Raw genomic sequence first — 15,852 nt, forward strand, 5'->3', positions numbered from 1 at the left:
TTCTATCCCGCTAAGGCAACGCAAACTTGCGCTACTTGTTGTGTCGCATCCGGTTTGGCCAGACTGCGTGCGGCTTGCGCCATCGTCAGCAGCTTTTCCCTATCCAGCTCACGCAATAGTTGCGCCAGCTTTTCCGCACTCAATTCTTTTTGCGACAACAGGATCGCCGCGCCGCGTTCGCTCAGGAAGCGTGCGTTGTGCGTCTGATGATCGTCCACGGCGAACGGGAACGGCACCAGCACACTCGCCACGCCGGCCGCCGCCAACTCTGCGATGGTCAGCGCGCCTGCGCGACAGATCACTACATCAGCTTGCGCATACTGCTGCGCCATGTCGTCGAGGAAGGCACGCACATCCGCCTGCACGCCGGCCTGCGCATACAACTGCTGCACCGACTCGAAATGCCGCTTGCCGGTCTGGTGGATCACCTGCGGACGCACGGTCTCATCCATCATCGCCAGCGCCTTTGGCAGCGCTTCGTTCAATGCCTGCGCACCCAGACTGCCACCCACCACCAGTACGTTCAGCTTGCCGCTGCGCTGTGTGAAGCGCGCTTGCGGCGTCGGCAACGCGGCTATGTCAGCACGCACCGGATTGCCGCACCATTCGGTGTCCCGCAACACATCCGGAAAACCGCTCATCACGCGCGACGCCAACTTGGCCAGCACCTTGTTGCTCATGCCCGCGATGGAGTTCTGTTCATGCACCACCAGCGGACGGCGCAGGAAAGCCGCCATCAGCCCGCCCGGCATGGTGATGTAGCCGCCCATGCCCAACACCACATCGGGACGATGGCGCAGGATCGCGGCCGCACTTTGCCCCAGCGCGCGCAGCAAAGTGAATGGCAGGGTCAACAGACGCAGCACCCCTTTGCCGCGCACACCGCTGAAGTTCACCCACGCCACCGGGTAGCCGTGCTTGGGCACCAGCTCCGCTTCCATACTGTTCGGGGCACCCAGCCAGACTACGTTCCAGTCCTGCGCGCGCAATGCATCGGCCACGGCCAAGCCAGGGTAGATGTGCCCGCCGGTGCCGCCTGCCATGATGAGGATGGTGCGGCTCATATCGGCAACCCTCGCGCAACGCGTCTGTTCTCGTAGTCAATGCGCAGCAGCACCGCGACCGCCACCATGTTCACCACCACACCGCTGCCGCCGAAGCTGAGGAAAGGCAGGGTCAGGCCCTTGGTCGGCAGTACGCCCATGTTCACGCCGATGTTGATCATCGCCTGCACACCCAGCCACACGCCGATGCCCTGTGCCACCAGTGCGGCATACAACCGGTCGGACATCGCGGCCTGACGGCCGATGGCGAAGGCACGCACGATCAGCCAGCCGAACAGCAGTAGCACGGCGGTCACACCGAACAGGCCCAGCTCTTCAGCGATCACCGCCAGCAGGAAGTCGGTATGCGCTTCCGGCAGATAGAACAGTTTCTCCACGCTGCCGCCCAGGCCGACGCCCAGCCACTCGCCGCGTCCGAAGGCGATCAGCGCATGGCTCAACTGGTAGCCCTTGCCGTAAGGATCGGACCAGGGATCGAGGAAACCCAGCACGCGCTGCATGCGGTATTCGGAAGAGAAGATAAGTGCGGCGAAGGCCAGCGGCAGTGCGACGGTCAACGCGCCGAAGATCTTCAGATTGAAGCCGCCCAGCCACAGCATACCCATCGCGATCGCGCAGATCACCACGAAGGCCCCCATGTCCGGCTCCAGCAGCAGCAAGGCGCCGACTAGCGCCATCACGATGAACATCGGCACGAAGGACTGCACGAAGCGGTGACGCACCGCGCCTTTGCGCACTGCATAGTCGGCCGCATACAACACCGCGAACAGCTTCATTAGTTCCGAAGGCTGCATGTTGAATACGACCAGCGAGATCCAGCGTCGGCTGCCGTTCACCGATTTGCCGATGCCGGGAATCAGCACCAGCATCAGCAGCACCACACCGATCACGAACAGCACCGGCGCGTATTTCTGCCATTTCTGCGTGGGCACCATGAATGCCGCCATCGCAACTGCCAGACCGATCGCCATGAACAGACTGTGTCGCACCAGATAGTAGGTCGCCTGATGACCGGTATAACGGCCCGCCTCGGCAGTGGCGATGGATGCGGAATACACCATCACCAGACCGATGGCGAGCAGCGCGGTGACCAGCCAGGCCAGCACGGTGTCATATTCGGCCATGGCGCGACGCGGCGCGTTCAATGCGGTGTTCAGCATGTTGCCTCCGCTTGCAGTTTCCGCACCGCAGCGATGAATGCTTCCGCGCGGTGCAAGTAGTTGCGATACATGTCGAAGCTGGCACAGGCGGGCGACAACAGCACCGCGTCACCGCGCTGTGCGTTGGCTGTTGCGATATGCACCGCTTCATCCATATCGCGCGCATTCAATACCGGCTTGCCGCAAGCTGCGATGGCGTTTGCAATCAGCGGCGCATCGCGACCGATCAGCACTACAGCACGCGCATGCTTTTTCACTGCCTCTTTCAATGGCGAGAAATCCTGCCCCTTACCGTCACCGCCGAGGATGACGACGGCCTGCTTGCCCAAACCATTCAGCGCCGCTTCGGTCGCGCCGACGTTAGTACCTTTGGAATCGTCGTAATAGGTGATGCCGTTCACTTCGGCCACTTTTTCCACGCGGTGCGGCAAGCCCTTGAAGGCGCGCAGTGCCGCGACCAGCGGCGGCAGCGGCAGATCGAGCGCACGGCACAGCGCCAGTGCAGCCAGCGCGTTCGCCACGTTGTGCAGACCGGCCACTTGCAATTCGTCGGCGCGCATCACCTTCTGCGCGCCCTGCATCAGCCAGGTGATGGCGCCTTCTTTGCCGATCCCCCAGTCCAGCTCGCTGCTCGGCGGTGTCAGCCCGAAGGTCACTTGTTTACGTCCGCTCAGACCCATCGCAGCACTGCGTGCATCGTCACGGTTCAGCACCTGCACGCCGTTGCCGTTGAAGATCCGTGTCTTTGCGGCAGCGTACAGATCCATGTTGTTCGCATAGCGGTCCAGATGATCTTCGCTCACATTGAGCACCACGGCCGCGTCGGCATCCAGCGTGTGCGTGGTCTCCAACTGGAAGCTGGACAGCTCCAGCACCCATGCTTGCGGCTGGTGCCCGCCGCGCTCGCGCAAGGCATCCAGCACGGCCGGCGAGATGTTGCCCGCCACTTGCGCATCCAGCCCAGCGGCGGCACACATCGCACCGACCATGCTGGTGGTGGTGGTCTTGCCGTTTGCACCGGTGATGGCGATGACTTTCGGTGTCGGCTGCGCCTTCGCGATCTGCTGCGCCAGCAATTCGATGTCACCCTCGACCGGGATACCCCTTGCGACCGCACGCTGCACGAACGGTTCGAACATCGGCACGCCGGGGCTGATCGCGATACGGTCTATTCCTTGCAGCAGCGCATCATCAAATACACCGCAACGCAATTCGGCCTGCGGCATCTCGCTGCGCAGGATGTCCACGCCCGGCGGCGAGGTGCGACTATCGGCGACGCGCAGCCGCGCGCCCTGCGCGTGCAGATAGCGCGCAAGCGACAACCCGGTCTCCCCCAGACCGAGTATCAGCACCGATTTGTCGCGCAAAGTTGTCATCTCAGTTTTAGTGTCGACAGTCCGATGAGCACCAGCAACATGGTGATGATCCAGAAGCGGACGACCACCTGCGTCTCCTTCCAGCCCTTTTGCTCGAAGTGATGATGCAGCGGTGCCATCAGCAGGATGCGCTGGCCGGTGCCGTATCGCTTCTTGGTGTATTTGAACCAGGACACCTGCAACATCACCGACACCGCTTCCACCACGAACACGCCCCCCATGATGAACAGCACCAGTTCCTGACGAATGATCACCGCTACTGCGCCCAATGCCGCGCCCAACGCCAGCGCGCCGACGTCACCCATGAACACCTCTGCCGGATAAGCGTTGAACCACAGGAAGGCCAACCCCGCTCCCGCGATGGCGGCGCAGAACACGGCCAGTTCGCCCGCGCCGGGAATGGCGGGCTCACCCAGATATTTGGCGAACTCGGCGTGGCCCGCGACATAGGCGAAGATGGCCAGTGCCGCCGCCACCATCACAGTCGGCATGATGGCCAGGCCGTCCAGACCGTCAGTCAGGTTCACCGCGTTGCTGCTACCGACGATGACCAGATACACCAGCACGATGAAGCCAACCATGCCGAGCGGGATGACGAAATTCTTGAAGAACGGCACGATGACCTCGGTGTGCTGCGGCAGCGTGGCATGCGTCCACAGATAGATGCCGACCGACAGCGCGATCAGCGACTGCCAGAACAACTTGGCGCGCGCCGACAGGCCGTCCGGATTGCGGTTCACCACCTTGCGGTAGTCATCCACCCAACCGACTGCGCCCACGCCCAGCGTGGTCAGCAACACCACCCACACGTAGGCGTTGTGCAGATCGCCCCACAGCAAGGTGGTGATGGCGACCGACATCAGGATCAGCGCGCCACCCATGGTCGGCGTTCCAGCTTTCACCAGATGCGTCTGCGGGCCGTCGCTGCGCACCGACTGGCCGATCTTCATCGCGGTCAGTTTGCGTATCATCCACGGCCCGAGCACGAAGGAGATCATGAGTGCGGTCATCGCCGCCATCACCGCGCGCAGCGTGATGTAGTTGAACACGCTGAACGCGCGTACATCCTGGGATAGCCATTGGGCTAATGCGAGCAGCATGTTTCCTCCTGTTTGGCCGCGCACGCCTGCACGACACGTTCCATCTTCATGAAGCGCGAACCCTTGATCAGCACGGTGGTCTGCGCATCCATTACGTCTTTCAATACAGCAAGCAATCCGTCGACATCGTCGAAATGTGCTGCTCCTTTACCGAACTCGGCGACTGCCTGTCTGCTAAGTTCTCCCAGCGCATACAGGCGCTCGATGCCCAGTTCGCGCGCGGTGATGCCGATCTCGCGATGGAACTGCGCCGCGTCTTCACCCAACTCGCCCATATCGCCCAGCACGAAGATGCGCGTACCTGTCGCCTGCGCCAGCACTTCCAGTGCGGCATGCATGGAAGCCGGATTGGCGTTGTAGGTATCGTCGATCAGCGTCGCGCCGGACAGCGCCTGTTTGCGTTGCAAGCGTCCGGCCACACCGCCGAAGGATTCCAGCGCATGTTCGATGGTTTCCAGCGGCACATGCACTGCCAGAGCGGCCGTCGCAGCAGCCAGCGCATTGCGCGCGTTGTGTTCGCCTGGCACCTGCAACACGGCACGCAGTTCGCCCGCCGGGGTATACGCGCGCAACTCGCCGCCAAAACCCTGTGCCTGCCATTCGCCTTTCACTGCTGCGGTGTGTACCAGCGCGAAATCGAACACACGGTGTTTGTCTGCCAGCGTGCGCCACAGTCCGGCGTGCGCATCGTCCGCATTGATGACCGCAGTGCCGTTGCTTTGCAGTCCCGCGAATATCTCGCCTTTGGCGCGCGCCACACCTTCCACCGACCCCAGCCCTTGCAGATGCGCACCGCTGGCGTTGTTGACCAGCGCCACATCGGGCTGTGCAAGATGTGTGAGATATTCGATCTCGCCGGGATGGTTCATACCCATCTCGATCACGGCATAGCGATGTTGTTCGCGCAGCTTGAGCAGAGTGAGCGGCATGCCGATATCGTTGTTGAAGTTGCCGCGCGTTGCCAGCACAGACTCTTCACCGGCATGCGCGCGCAGGATCGCAGCCAGCATCTCCTTCACCGTGGTCTTGCCGTTGCTGCCCGTGATAGCAAGCAGCGGAATGTCGAAGTGCTTGCGCCAGAAAGCAGCCAACTTGCCCAGCGCGAGGCGCGTATCGGGTACGAACAATACGGGGCAGCCCACTTCTTCCAGCACACTACCTTCCTTCACGATGGCCGCGACCGCACCGGCTTGCGCGGCCTGTGCGACGAATTGTGCGCCGTCGAAGTGCTCGCCCCGCAACGCGACGAACAAGTCGCCCGGCGCGATGTTGCGCGTGTCGGTCGAGACTGCGGAAAAGCGCACATCCGCTCCATCCATGCGGGCATGTAATGCGCTAGCGGCCTGGGAGAGCAGCATCATGACCAGCGCTCCTCGGGTTTCCACATGCTCAGCGCGCGCTGCGCCAGCTCGCTGTCGGAGAAGGGATGACGCACACCGGCGATCTCCTGATAATCCTCGTGCCCCTTGCCGGCGATCAGCACAGTATCGTTGATGCGGGCATGGTCGATGGCCTGCGCGATGGCACGTGCGCGATCTTCGATCACCTGGCACTCGCCCTGCATGCCGCCGCGGATCTGCCCGATGATCGCCAGCGCATCCTCGCTGCGCGGATTGTCGCTGGTGATGATGCGCACATCGGCAAATCGCTCGGCGACCGTGCCCATCATCGGACGCTTGCCGCGATCACGGTCACCGCCGCAACCGAACACACAGATGACACGGCCGCCGGCCGGTTCCGTCGCCGCGCGCAATGTCTGCAGCACGTTCTCCAGCGCATCCGGTGTGTGCGCATAATCCACCACCACCATCGGCACATCCTTGCCGCCCAGTGTCTGCATGCGTCCGGCGACCGCTTTTTGCAGCCCCAGTTCGCGCACCGCGTCTTCTATATCCACCTCGCTCACCAGCATCACTGCCAGCGCGCCCAGCAGGTTGGAGGCATTGAACTCCCCCACCAGACGGCTGTTCATATCCGCCGCACCCCAGCTGGTATGCAGCGACAAAGACATGCCCTGCATATCTGCGCGCACCAGCTTGCCGTGCACCATGCGCAGGCCGAGACGGCCTGCGCGCTGCAGCGCCTCGTCGCTCAGGCCATAGCCGATCACTTCCGCCGCGCCGTCGCGCAACGATGCAGCCAGCTCGTCGCCGAAGGCATCGTCCAGATTGACCACGGCGAATTTCAGGCCGCTCCAGTCGAAGAGTTTTCGCTTGGCCGCAGCGTAGTGCTGCATGTCGCCGTGGTAATCGAGATGGTCGCGTGTCAGATTGGTGAGCAGTGCCACATCGAACTGCATGCCATTGACCCGGCCTTGCGTAAGCGCATGCGAAGAGACTTCCATCACCGCAGCCTGTGCGCCCTGCTGTATCCCCTCTGCCAGCAGCGCATGCAGACGCAGCACATCCGGCGTGGTGTTCACACTCGCCTGCAGCGCATCCGGAAAACCGTTGCCCAGCGTGCCGATCACCAGACTCTTGCTGCCTACCGCCGCGAAACTGCGCGCCAGCCACTGGCTGATCGAGGTCTTGCCGTTGGTGCCGGTCACGCCCACCGTCCACAGCTTGGCGGACGGGTGGCCATAGATGTTGTCGGCGATGAATCCGGCCTGTTGACGCAGACCATGCACCGGCAGATTGGGCACCGCCCACTCCGGCATCCAGGCGAAATCCTGCGCTTCCCAGATCACGGCATTGGCTCCGTTCGCGATCGCCTGCGCGATGTAGCGGCGGCCATCATTACCTTCGCCAGGATAGGCGACGAAGGTGTCGCCCGCCTGTACCGCGCGACTGTCCGAGACGAGGCGTGTGACCTCGACACCCAACATACCTAGCTCACCGAGTCGAAGCGCGTTCATGTCTCCTCCTCCACCAGTTGTGCGGACTGCAAGACATTGTTAAGCGGTGCATCGTAGGGGACGTCCAGCGCGCGCAACGAGGCACTCATCACGCTTTGGAAGACAGGTGCGGCGACCAGGCCGCCGTAGTATTGGGCACCGGACGGCTCATCCACCATCACCGCCACGATCAGGCGCGGATCGGAGGCCGGCGCCATACCGACGAAGGACGCGACGTATTCATCCACGTAACGACCGTTCTGCAATTTGTGCGCGGTACCCGTCTTGCCCGCCACGCGATAGCCGCGAATCTGCGCCAGCGGCGCGGTGCCACCCGGCTTCACCACCAGTTCCAGCATGTCGCGCACCGCGCGCGCGGTGCGGATCGAATAGACCGGCTCGCCCGCCGTGCGCTCGACTTGTCGCAACATGTTGATGGGCCTGAGTTCGCCGTCGTTGGCGAACACGGTGTAGGCGCGCGCCAGTTGCAGCAGGTTGACAGAGATACCGTTGCCGTAGGACATGGTCGCCTGCTCGATAGGTCGCCATGTCTTGAAGTCGCGCAGGATGCCGCTCGCCTCGCCGGGGAAGCCGCTGCCGGTGCGCATGCCAAAACCCGCCTCGCTCAAGTGCCCCCAGAATGTCTGCGGCGTCAGCGACAAGGCCATCTTGGCCGCCCCCACGTTGCTCGACTTCTGGATAACCTGCGACACCGTCATCACACCGTCCGGATGTGTGTCATGGATGGTTCGACCGTTGATGGTCATCCTGCCGTCGCCGGTATCGATACGCGTATCCGGCTTGTACTTGCCCTCTTCCAGCACGGCGGCCGCCGCGAAGGCCTTCATGGTCGAGCCGGGTTCGAACAGATCGGTGACGGCCCGATTGCGCATCACTGACAACGTCGCGCCTTTGCGATTGTTCGGGTTATAGGTGGGCCAGTTCGCCAGCGCCAGCACTTCGCCGCTGCGCGCATCCAACACGACGATGGAACCGGATTTGGCTTTATTGTCGATCACCGCCTGCTTGATCTCGCGGAAGGCCAGGAACTGCAGTTTGCTGTCTATGCTGAGCGCGACATCGCCACCCTCTTTCGGGGCGCGCAGACTGGCCACATCTTCGATGATCTGTCCGCGCCTGTCCTTGATCACGCGCTGGCTGCCCGGCTTGCCGCCCAGCTTATCCTGCAGCGCCAGCTCGATCCCTTCACGTCCGTTGTCGTCCACATCGGTGAAACCGAGCAGATGCGAAGTCACCTCGCCAGCCGGGTAATAGCGCTTGTATTCACGCTGCAGCGACACACCGGGAATGTTAAGTGCCGCCACTTTGCGCGCCTGCTCGGGCGGCAACTGGCGCTTCAGATAAACGAATTCACGGCGCGCCTGCAATTTATCCCGAAGTGCTTCGGGCTTCATATCCAATGCCCGCGCGAGATTCATCAGCTGACGCAGATCGATCTCCACCTCGGCCGGGCTGGCCCAAACGGACTCCACCGGCGTACTGATCGCCAGCGGCTCGCCGTTGCGGTCGGTGATCATGCCGCGATGCGCGGGTACCTCGATCACGCGCGCATAACGCGCATCGCCCTTCTGCTGCAGGAAGTCGTTGTTGATGCCCTGCAGGTAGACGGCACGGGCGAACAAAGCCAGCATCACCAGCAGCAACAGGACGAACAGCACGCGCGAGCGCCAGGCAGGCAAGGCGAGTTGCGCGGACGTCTGTGGCAGTGTGGCGTAATTCATGGCTGCACCCCGCTACCGTCGATACGCACCAGATGCATCTGGTCACCGGCGGGCAAGTGCATCTGCAATTGCTGGCGTGCGAGCTTCTCCACGCGCGTCGGCATCGCCAGCGTGCTTTGCTCCAGCTGCAATTTGCCCCACTCGACATCCATCTGTTGCGCCCGTTCTTTCTCGTACTGCAGATCCATAAACAACTGGCGCGCCTTGTGCTGGGAGGTGACGACACCCAACGCACATGCGATGACCAGAATTAACAACAAAACATTCAGCCTAGCCACCCAGCCGCTCCGCCACTCGCAATACCGCGCTGCGCGCGCGCGGATTGGCCGACAGTTCGCCATCCGAAGCAAAGACCGGCTTGCCGACCAACTTTATCTTTCCCTGGGGCACATCCACCGCGCGGATCGGCACGAACTTGGGCACCTTGTCGCCCTGCGCCATATCGCGCATGAAACGTTTCACGATGCGGTCTTCAAGGGAATGGAAACTGATGATGGACATGCGCCCGCCTTCTTTCAGCTGCTCCACACACTGCGGAAGGATGCTCTCGAGCTCTTCGAGCTCGCGATTGATATAAATCCGTATAGCCTGAAAGGTTCGCGTGGCCGGGTTCTTGCCCGGTTCGCGCGTGCGCACGCACTGTGCCACGATGTCGCTGAGCTGTTTGGTTGTCTCGATAGCCCGCTCCTGGCGCGCAGCAACAATCGTCCTTGCAACCTGCCTAGCAAACCGTTCTTCGCCGTAATCACGTATCACCTCCGCCAGTTCTTTTTCTTCCACCGTCGCCAGCCATTCCGCTGCCGTCTGCCCGCTACTCGTGTCCATACGCATATCCAGCGGCGCATCGAAACGAAAACTGAAACCGCGCTGCTCGTCGTCCAGTTGAGGCGACGACACTCCCAAGTCCAACAACACGCCGTCCACTTTGCCCACGCCCAACTCTTGCAACACCTGCGCCAACTGCTCGAACCCGCGATGCACCAGCGTGAACCGCGCATCTTCGATCGCCCGACCTGCTGCTATAGCTGCCGGATCCTTGTCCAGCGCGATCAAACGACCTTGCGCACCCAGCTGCTGCAAGATCAGGCGACTATGCCCACCGCGCCCGAAGGTGCCGTCCACATAGATGCCATCCGGCTGCACCTGCAACGCATCGACCGCTTCGTTCAACAGGACGGTCGCATGCGCGAACGCCTCACTCACAAGGTGAACCCTTCCAGCTCAGGCGGCAGATCGTCCATCGAGAAACTCGTCATCTTCTCGTACTGCGCCTGCCAGCGCGTTTCGTCCCACAATTCGAATTTGTTGCCCTGACCGACCAGCATCACGCGCTTGTCCAGCTTGGCGTAATCGCGCAGGGTCGATGAGATCAGAACGCGCCCGGCAGCATCCATCGCCACCTCTTCGGCATGGCCGACCAGGAAGCGCTGCAAGGCACGTATCTTTGGATTGAGCGCAGAAAGCTTCATCAGCTTCTCGCGTATGGGTTGCCACTCGGGCTGGGGGTAGACCAGCAGACAGCCATCCGCATCGGCGGTCAGCACCAACTGACCGGCGCAATGGGCCAGCAGCATGTCGCGATACCGTGTCGGTATCGTCAGCCTGCCTTTGCCGTCCAGATTGAATTGCGCCGCCCCTTGGAACATAAAACCCCTTGCCTCCCATTTATTCCCACTTTTTACCACTGGGACCCACTATATTGAAAACAATGGGGTCGGTCAAGCAGGAAAATGGATTTTTTCTTTTCAGGACAAAGAGTTAGCGGCCTTCTTTAATGAAAAACAAATTTGCTTAAAAAGCAATGAATTGCGCAAATCAGCTAAAGTTGTTTGTGATGGGAGGTCTATATACTTGGGAGGACGATGCGAGATTTCGCATCGTTTGATGGTGGTGCCGTGCAGCAGAAAAGACTCAGTTGAGTGTCGGCTCGCCGCCCTTGGGGAACAGCACCCACATGCGGCCGCGCTGCTTCATGCGCCCCGCCTTGGCACCAGCCAACTCACCGAAGCCCCAGAAGAAGTCGGCTCGCACCGCACCTTTGATGGCACCGCCGGTGTCCTGAGCGAACATGAGGCGATTGAGCGGCTCTTCGGAATTCGGCTGGGTCGTGGAAAGGAACACCGGCACACCGAGCGGCATGGCGCTCCGGTCGACTGCGATACTGTATTCGTTGGTGAGCGGCACGCCCAATGCGCCTACGGGTCCCGAGATCGCATCCGGCAGTTCACGGAAGAACACATAGCTGGGATTGTGTCCCAACAGCACTGCCAACCGCTCCGGATTCATCTCCGCCCAACGCTTGATGCTTTGCATCGAAGCCTGATCCGCCGTCATCTCACCCATATCGATCAAGCGCCGCCCGATGGAGGCATAGGGATGACCGTTCTGATCGGCATAACCGATCTTCACCCTTGTGCCGTCTTCAAGCTGAACACGCCCAGAACCCTGTATCTGCAGGAAGAACAACTCCACTTCATTGTCCACCCACAGGAAGGCATGCCCTTGCAGCGCCTCGGCCTGGCCGGCATCGATCTCGGCGCGGTTGTAGTAGGGCACGACACGCTTGCCATCCAGACGCGCACGCACGCGCTTGCCGCGGAATTCCGGATACAGCTCGCCCATCTCTACCATCAGCATATCTTCCGGCGGCGCATAGATCGGGTAGGGATATTTGGCGCTCTGCTTGCGACTGCCGTGCAGCAGCGGTTCGTAATAGCCGGTGACCAGACCGGTATCCGTACCGTCCGGATTGAGGATGCGATAGGGCGTGAACCAGGTCTCATAGAAAGTGCGCTGCGCCATCAGGTCGTCCGGTGCGACGGCTTTGGCCGCATCGCAGATCGGTAACCACAGCGTCTTGTAGCGCAGCGCACTGCAACTCTGCTCGAACGCGGGCCACGAGGCCGGCAACTCCTGATTCAGCCAGTCCGGCAACTCTGCCCAGCTCGCCAGCATGAAATCAGGCGACACCTTGCCCACCGGCGGCACCGGTTCGACCACGGCAGGCTTGAATATGTTACAGGCTGACAACCAGACACTGAGAACCAGCAACAAGGCCAGATTACGAACAGAGGAAAAAGACTTCATTGCTTCCTATCTAATGCAGCGTGCGCGGCACGCTCAATACGAACTGGGGCACGGGGATCGTGAACTCGCCACCGTCCAGCACTTGCATGCGGTAGCTGCCGGACATTGTACCGACTTGGGTGGCCAATACGGTGCCGCTTGAATATTCGAACTTCTCGCCCGGCTTGATCACCGGCTGCTCACCGACCACGCCCTTGCCTTTCACTTCCTGCACGTGATTGTTGGCATCCGTGATGATCCAGTGGCGGCTCAACAACTGCACCGCCTGCGAGCCCTGATTGGTGAGGGTGATGGTGTAGGAGAATACGAAGCGTTCATCGGCTTCATCGGATTGTTCCGCCAGATGGCGCACCTGCACGGCAACATGAATACGATATCGAGAAGGATCTTCCATCGCTGCATTTCACCGTATTTTGCATGACATGACAAGCCGCACAGCGGCGAAGTACGCATTTCAGGTAAAATGCGCGTCCAAAATTCAAACCCCTCTCAATTAAAGGAACTCTCATGGATTATCAGATCGCCCCCTCCATCCTTTCCGCAAACTTCGCCAAACTGGGCGAGGAAGTGGACAACGTGCTGGCCTCCGGCGCCGACATCGTGCACTTCGACGTGATGGACAACCACTATGTACCCAACCTGACCATCGGCCCGCTGGTCTGCGAAGCGCTGCGCAAGCACGGCGTGACCGCCGACATCGACGTGCACCTGATGGTCAAGCCGGTGGACCGCATCATTCCCGACTTCGCCAAGGCCGGCGCGACCTACATCACTTTCCACCCGGAAGCTTCCGAGCACATCGACCGCACCATCGGCCTGATCAAGGAACTCGGCTGCAAGGCAGGCCTGGTATTCAACCCCTCCACACCGCTGGACATCCTGGAATACACCCTGCCCAAGCTGGACATGGTGCTGCTGATGTCGGTCAACCCCGGCTTCGGCGGTCAGAAGTTCATCCCGCACGTGCTGGATAAGGCACGCAAGGTACGCGCCATGATCGATGCGGGCGGCTACAAATGCCGTCTGGAGATCGACGGCGGCGTCGGCCCGGCCAACATCAAGGAAGTGGCTGAAGCAGGCGTGGATACTTTCGTAGCTGGTTCCGCCGTGTTCGGCAAGAAGAACGACAAAGACGCCAACCACTACAACACCATCATCGCTGAGCTGCGCGCCGAGCTGGCCAAAGTCGGCAAGTAATGGCGTTCAAGGACTTTCCGCTGGCCGTGTCGGCCATCGTCATCGATCTGGACGGTACGCTGCTGCATACCGCGCCGGAGTTGGCTGAATCCGCCAATCGCATGTTGCGTGACATGGGCCGCGCGCCCGTGTCGCAAGACCTGCTGATGAGCTACATCGGCAACGGCATCCACTGGTTGGTGAAGCGTGCGTTGACCGGCGACATGCATGCCGAGCCCGATGCAGCGCTGTTCGATACAGCCTTGCCGATCTTCGAGAAGCACTACACCGAACTGGCCTGCACGAGCAAGACGTTCGCCAATGTGGTGCAGGGGCTGGATGCGATGAAGGCAGCGGGCTACCGTTTGGGGTGCATCACCAACAAAGTGATGCGCTACACCGACCCGATCCTGCAAGCCTCCGGCCTCGCGCCATATTTCGAGATCGTGATCGCGGGAGACACCTTGCCCGAGAAGAAACCGCACCCGATGCCTTTGCTGCACGCGGCCAAATTCTTCGGTTGTGCCATCGAGCATCTGCTGCTGGTCGGCGATTCGCTGAGCGATGCGCAGGCCGCGCGTGCCGCAGGATGCCCCATCATCTGCGTGCCTTACGGCTACAATCACGGCGAACCGGTCGAGACATTGAACGTGGATGCAGTCATCCCCGATCTCACCGGCATATTGCCACTCATCAAAAAACTTTGACATGACACATACAGACCTCTCTTTGCAGACGACCTATTGGCGATGGTGATCCAGCATCACCGGACTTCGCGTCCGCCCATGGTCATCGAACGAACTTTAGAGAGGTCTTTATGTTGTCACCTATCACACTAGAAGAATTCAACGCGCTAGCCGCGCAAGGCTACAACCGCATCCCGCTGGTCGCCGAGACCTTCGCCGATCTGGACACGCCGCTGTCGCTGTATCTCAAGCTGGCCAACAAGCCGTTTTCCTATCTGCTGGAATCGGTGCAGGGCGGCGAACGCTTCGGCCGCTATTCCTTCATCGGCCTGCCGGCCGAGACACGCATCTCGGTGCGCGGACAGGAAGTCACGCTGAGCAATGCGGCAGGCTCGACCACGCAGCAAGTGGAACATCCGCTGGATTTCATCAGCGACTACCAGAAGCGCTTCAAGGTCGCCCCCTTGTCCGGTCTGCCGCGCTTCACCGGCGGTCTGGCGGGTTACTTCGGCTACGACACTGTGCGCTACATCGAACCAAGACTGGCCAAAACACAGAAGCCGGACACGCTGGGTACGCCCGACATCCTGCTCATGCTGACCGAGCAACTGGCGGTGATCGATAACCTGTCCGGCAAACTTACCTTCATCGTCTATGTCGATCCGGCGCAGGACGATGCCTATCCGCTTGGACGCGAACGTCTGCGCGAGCTGATCGGCATGATGCGCTTGCCGGCCGACATCCCGTTCGCACCGCCCGCCAAACATATCGAAGCGAAATCGGAATTCGGCGAGGCCGCCTTCAAAGCGGCGGTGGAGAAGTCCAAGCAATACATCTTCGACGGCGACATCATGCAGGTGGTGTTGTCGCAGCGCATGTCGCAGCCCTTCCCCGCTTCTCCGTTGTCGCTGTACCGCGCGCTGCGCAGCATCAACCCCTCGCCCTACATGTTCTATTACGACATGGGCGACCATCATGTGGTCGGCTCCTCGCCGGAGATTCTGGCGCGACTGGAAGGCGAAACCGTCACCGTGCGCCCCATCGCCGGTACCCGCCCGCGCGGCAAGACGATGGAACAGGATGCCGCACTCGCCGAAGAGTTGCTGGCCGATCCGAAAGAACTGGCCGAGCACCTGATGCTGATCGACCTCGGCCGCAACGACATCGGCCGTGTGGCCGAACACGGCACCGTGAAGCTCACTGACAAGATGGTGATCGAACGTTACTCGCATGTGATGCATATCGTGTCCAACGTAGAAGCCAAACTGAAACAGGGTCTGGATGCGATGGACGTGCTGAAAGCCACTTTCCCAGCCGGCACTGTTTCCGGCGCGGCCAAGGTACGAGCGATGGAGATCATCGACGAACTGGAACCCTCCAAGCGCGGCATCTACGCAGGTGCGGTGGGCTACCTCGGTTTCAACGGCGACATGGACGTAGCCATCGCGCTGCGCACCGCCGTGGTGAAAGACAAGACGCTGTACGTGCAGGCAGGCGCCGGCATCGTTGCCGACTCGGTGGCGGACAGCGAATGGATGGAGACACAGAACAAGGCACGCGCGGTGTTGCGCGCGGCCGAGATGGTGCTGGACGGGCTCGACGCCCAGTCGCACCGCTAGGAGAAC

The 15,852-nt window shown here is 61.2% G+C and carries 15 protein-coding genes; 3 read left to right on the forward strand and 12 right to left on the reverse strand.

What is annotated here, in order from left to right; genetic code table 11:
• Nucleotides 1-2: 2 nt before the first annotated feature.
• From murG to apaG, 12 genes are all read right to left on the reverse strand, one after another.
• Nucleotides 3-1,064 (reverse strand): undecaprenyldiphospho-muramoylpentapeptide beta-N-acetylglucosaminyltransferase, encoded by a 1,062-nt coding sequence (murG, locus tag ACYCZ5_RS07770; RefSeq protein ID WP_461544227.1) that lies wholly within the window; start codon nucleotides 1,062-1,064, stop codon nucleotides 3-5.
• A complete protein-coding gene (gene ftsW, locus ACYCZ5_RS07775; RefSeq protein WP_461544228.1) occupies nucleotides 1,061-2,224 on the reverse strand; it encodes a putative lipid II flippase FtsW in 1,164 nt (387 codons plus the stop codon). The genes murG and ftsW overlap by 4 nt, the downstream gene beginning before the upstream one ends.
• On the reverse strand, nucleotides 2,218-3,600 hold the full coding sequence (gene murD / locus ACYCZ5_RS07780; protein WP_461544229.1) for a UDP-N-acetylmuramoyl-L-alanine--D-glutamate ligase: 1,383 nt from the start codon (nucleotides 3,598-3,600) through the stop codon (nucleotides 2,218-2,220). Before murD ends, ftsW begins: the two co-directional genes overlap by 7 nt.
• A complete protein-coding gene (mraY, locus tag ACYCZ5_RS07785) occupies nucleotides 3,597-4,700 on the reverse strand; it encodes a phospho-N-acetylmuramoyl-pentapeptide-transferase (protein ID WP_461544230.1) in 1,104 nt (367 codons plus the stop codon). Before mraY ends, murD begins: the two co-directional genes overlap by 4 nt.
• Complete coding sequence (locus ACYCZ5_RS07790; protein WP_461544231.1) at nucleotides 4,685-6,061, reverse strand: UDP-N-acetylmuramoyl-tripeptide--D-alanyl-D-alanine ligase; 1,377 nt, start codon at nucleotides 6,059-6,061, stop codon at nucleotides 4,685-4,687. The genes mraY and ACYCZ5_RS07790 overlap by 16 nt, the downstream gene beginning before the upstream one ends.
• On the reverse strand, nucleotides 6,058-7,557 hold the full coding sequence (locus ACYCZ5_RS07795) for a UDP-N-acetylmuramoyl-L-alanyl-D-glutamate--2,6-diaminopimelate ligase (protein WP_461544232.1): 1,500 nt from the start codon (nucleotides 7,555-7,557) through the stop codon (nucleotides 6,058-6,060). The genes ACYCZ5_RS07790 and ACYCZ5_RS07795 overlap by 4 nt, the downstream gene beginning before the upstream one ends.
• Nucleotides 7,554-9,278, reverse strand: coding sequence for a peptidoglycan D,D-transpeptidase FtsI family protein (locus tag ACYCZ5_RS07800; protein ID WP_461544233.1), 1,725 nt, complete (start codon nucleotides 9,276-9,278; stop codon nucleotides 7,554-7,556). Before ACYCZ5_RS07800 ends, ACYCZ5_RS07795 begins: the two co-directional genes overlap by 4 nt.
• Nucleotides 9,275-9,556, reverse strand: coding sequence for a cell division protein FtsL (ftsL, locus tag ACYCZ5_RS07805; RefSeq protein WP_461544234.1), 282 nt, complete (start codon nucleotides 9,554-9,556; stop codon nucleotides 9,275-9,277). Before ftsL ends, ACYCZ5_RS07800 begins: the two co-directional genes overlap by 4 nt.
• Nucleotides 9,549-10,481 carry a 16S rRNA (cytosine(1402)-N(4))-methyltransferase RsmH gene (gene rsmH / locus ACYCZ5_RS07810; protein WP_461544235.1) on the reverse strand — a complete coding sequence of 311 codons (933 nt, stop codon included), beginning with the start codon at nucleotides 10,479-10,481 and terminating at the stop codon, nucleotides 9,549-9,551. The genes ftsL and rsmH overlap by 8 nt, the downstream gene beginning before the upstream one ends.
• Entirely contained in the window at nucleotides 10,478-10,924 is a 447-nt protein-coding gene (mraZ, locus tag ACYCZ5_RS07815) for a division/cell wall cluster transcriptional repressor MraZ (protein ID WP_461544236.1), read from the reverse strand. Before mraZ ends, rsmH begins: the two co-directional genes overlap by 4 nt.
• A gap of 265 nt (nucleotides 10,925-11,189) precedes the next feature.
• Nucleotides 11,190-12,365 (reverse strand): murein transglycosylase A, encoded by a 1,176-nt coding sequence (gene mltA / locus ACYCZ5_RS07820; RefSeq protein WP_461544237.1) that lies wholly within the window; start codon nucleotides 12,363-12,365, stop codon nucleotides 11,190-11,192.
• A 10-nt stretch (nucleotides 12,366-12,375) separates the two neighbouring features.
• Nucleotides 12,376-12,759: a Co2+/Mg2+ efflux protein ApaG gene (gene apaG, locus ACYCZ5_RS07825; protein WP_461544238.1), complete on the reverse strand. Its 384-nt coding sequence runs from the start codon at nucleotides 12,757-12,759 to the stop codon at nucleotides 12,376-12,378.
• Nucleotides 12,760-12,872: 113 nt separating this feature from the next.
• Between apaG and rpe the strand changes: the two genes are divergently transcribed.
• The 3 genes from rpe to trpE all read left to right on the forward strand — a co-directional run bounded on the left by rpe (nucleotide 12,873) and on the right by trpE (nucleotide 15,846).
• Nucleotides 12,873-13,562 carry a ribulose-phosphate 3-epimerase gene (gene rpe / locus ACYCZ5_RS07830; RefSeq protein ID WP_461544239.1) on the forward strand — a complete coding sequence of 230 codons (690 nt, stop codon included), beginning with the start codon at nucleotides 12,873-12,875 and terminating at the stop codon, nucleotides 13,560-13,562.
• Complete coding sequence (locus tag ACYCZ5_RS07835) at nucleotides 13,562-14,248, forward strand: phosphoglycolate phosphatase (protein WP_461544240.1); 687 nt, start codon at nucleotides 13,562-13,564, stop codon at nucleotides 14,246-14,248. Before rpe ends, ACYCZ5_RS07835 begins: the two co-directional genes overlap by 1 nt.
• 110 nt (nucleotides 14,249-14,358) lie before the next feature.
• Nucleotides 14,359-15,846: an anthranilate synthase component I gene (trpE, locus tag ACYCZ5_RS07840; protein ID WP_461544241.1), complete on the forward strand. Its 1,488-nt coding sequence runs from the start codon at nucleotides 14,359-14,361 to the stop codon at nucleotides 15,844-15,846.
• Nucleotides 15,847-15,852: the final 6 nt, after the last annotated feature.

Source organism: Sideroxydans sp. (assembly GCF_054604835.1).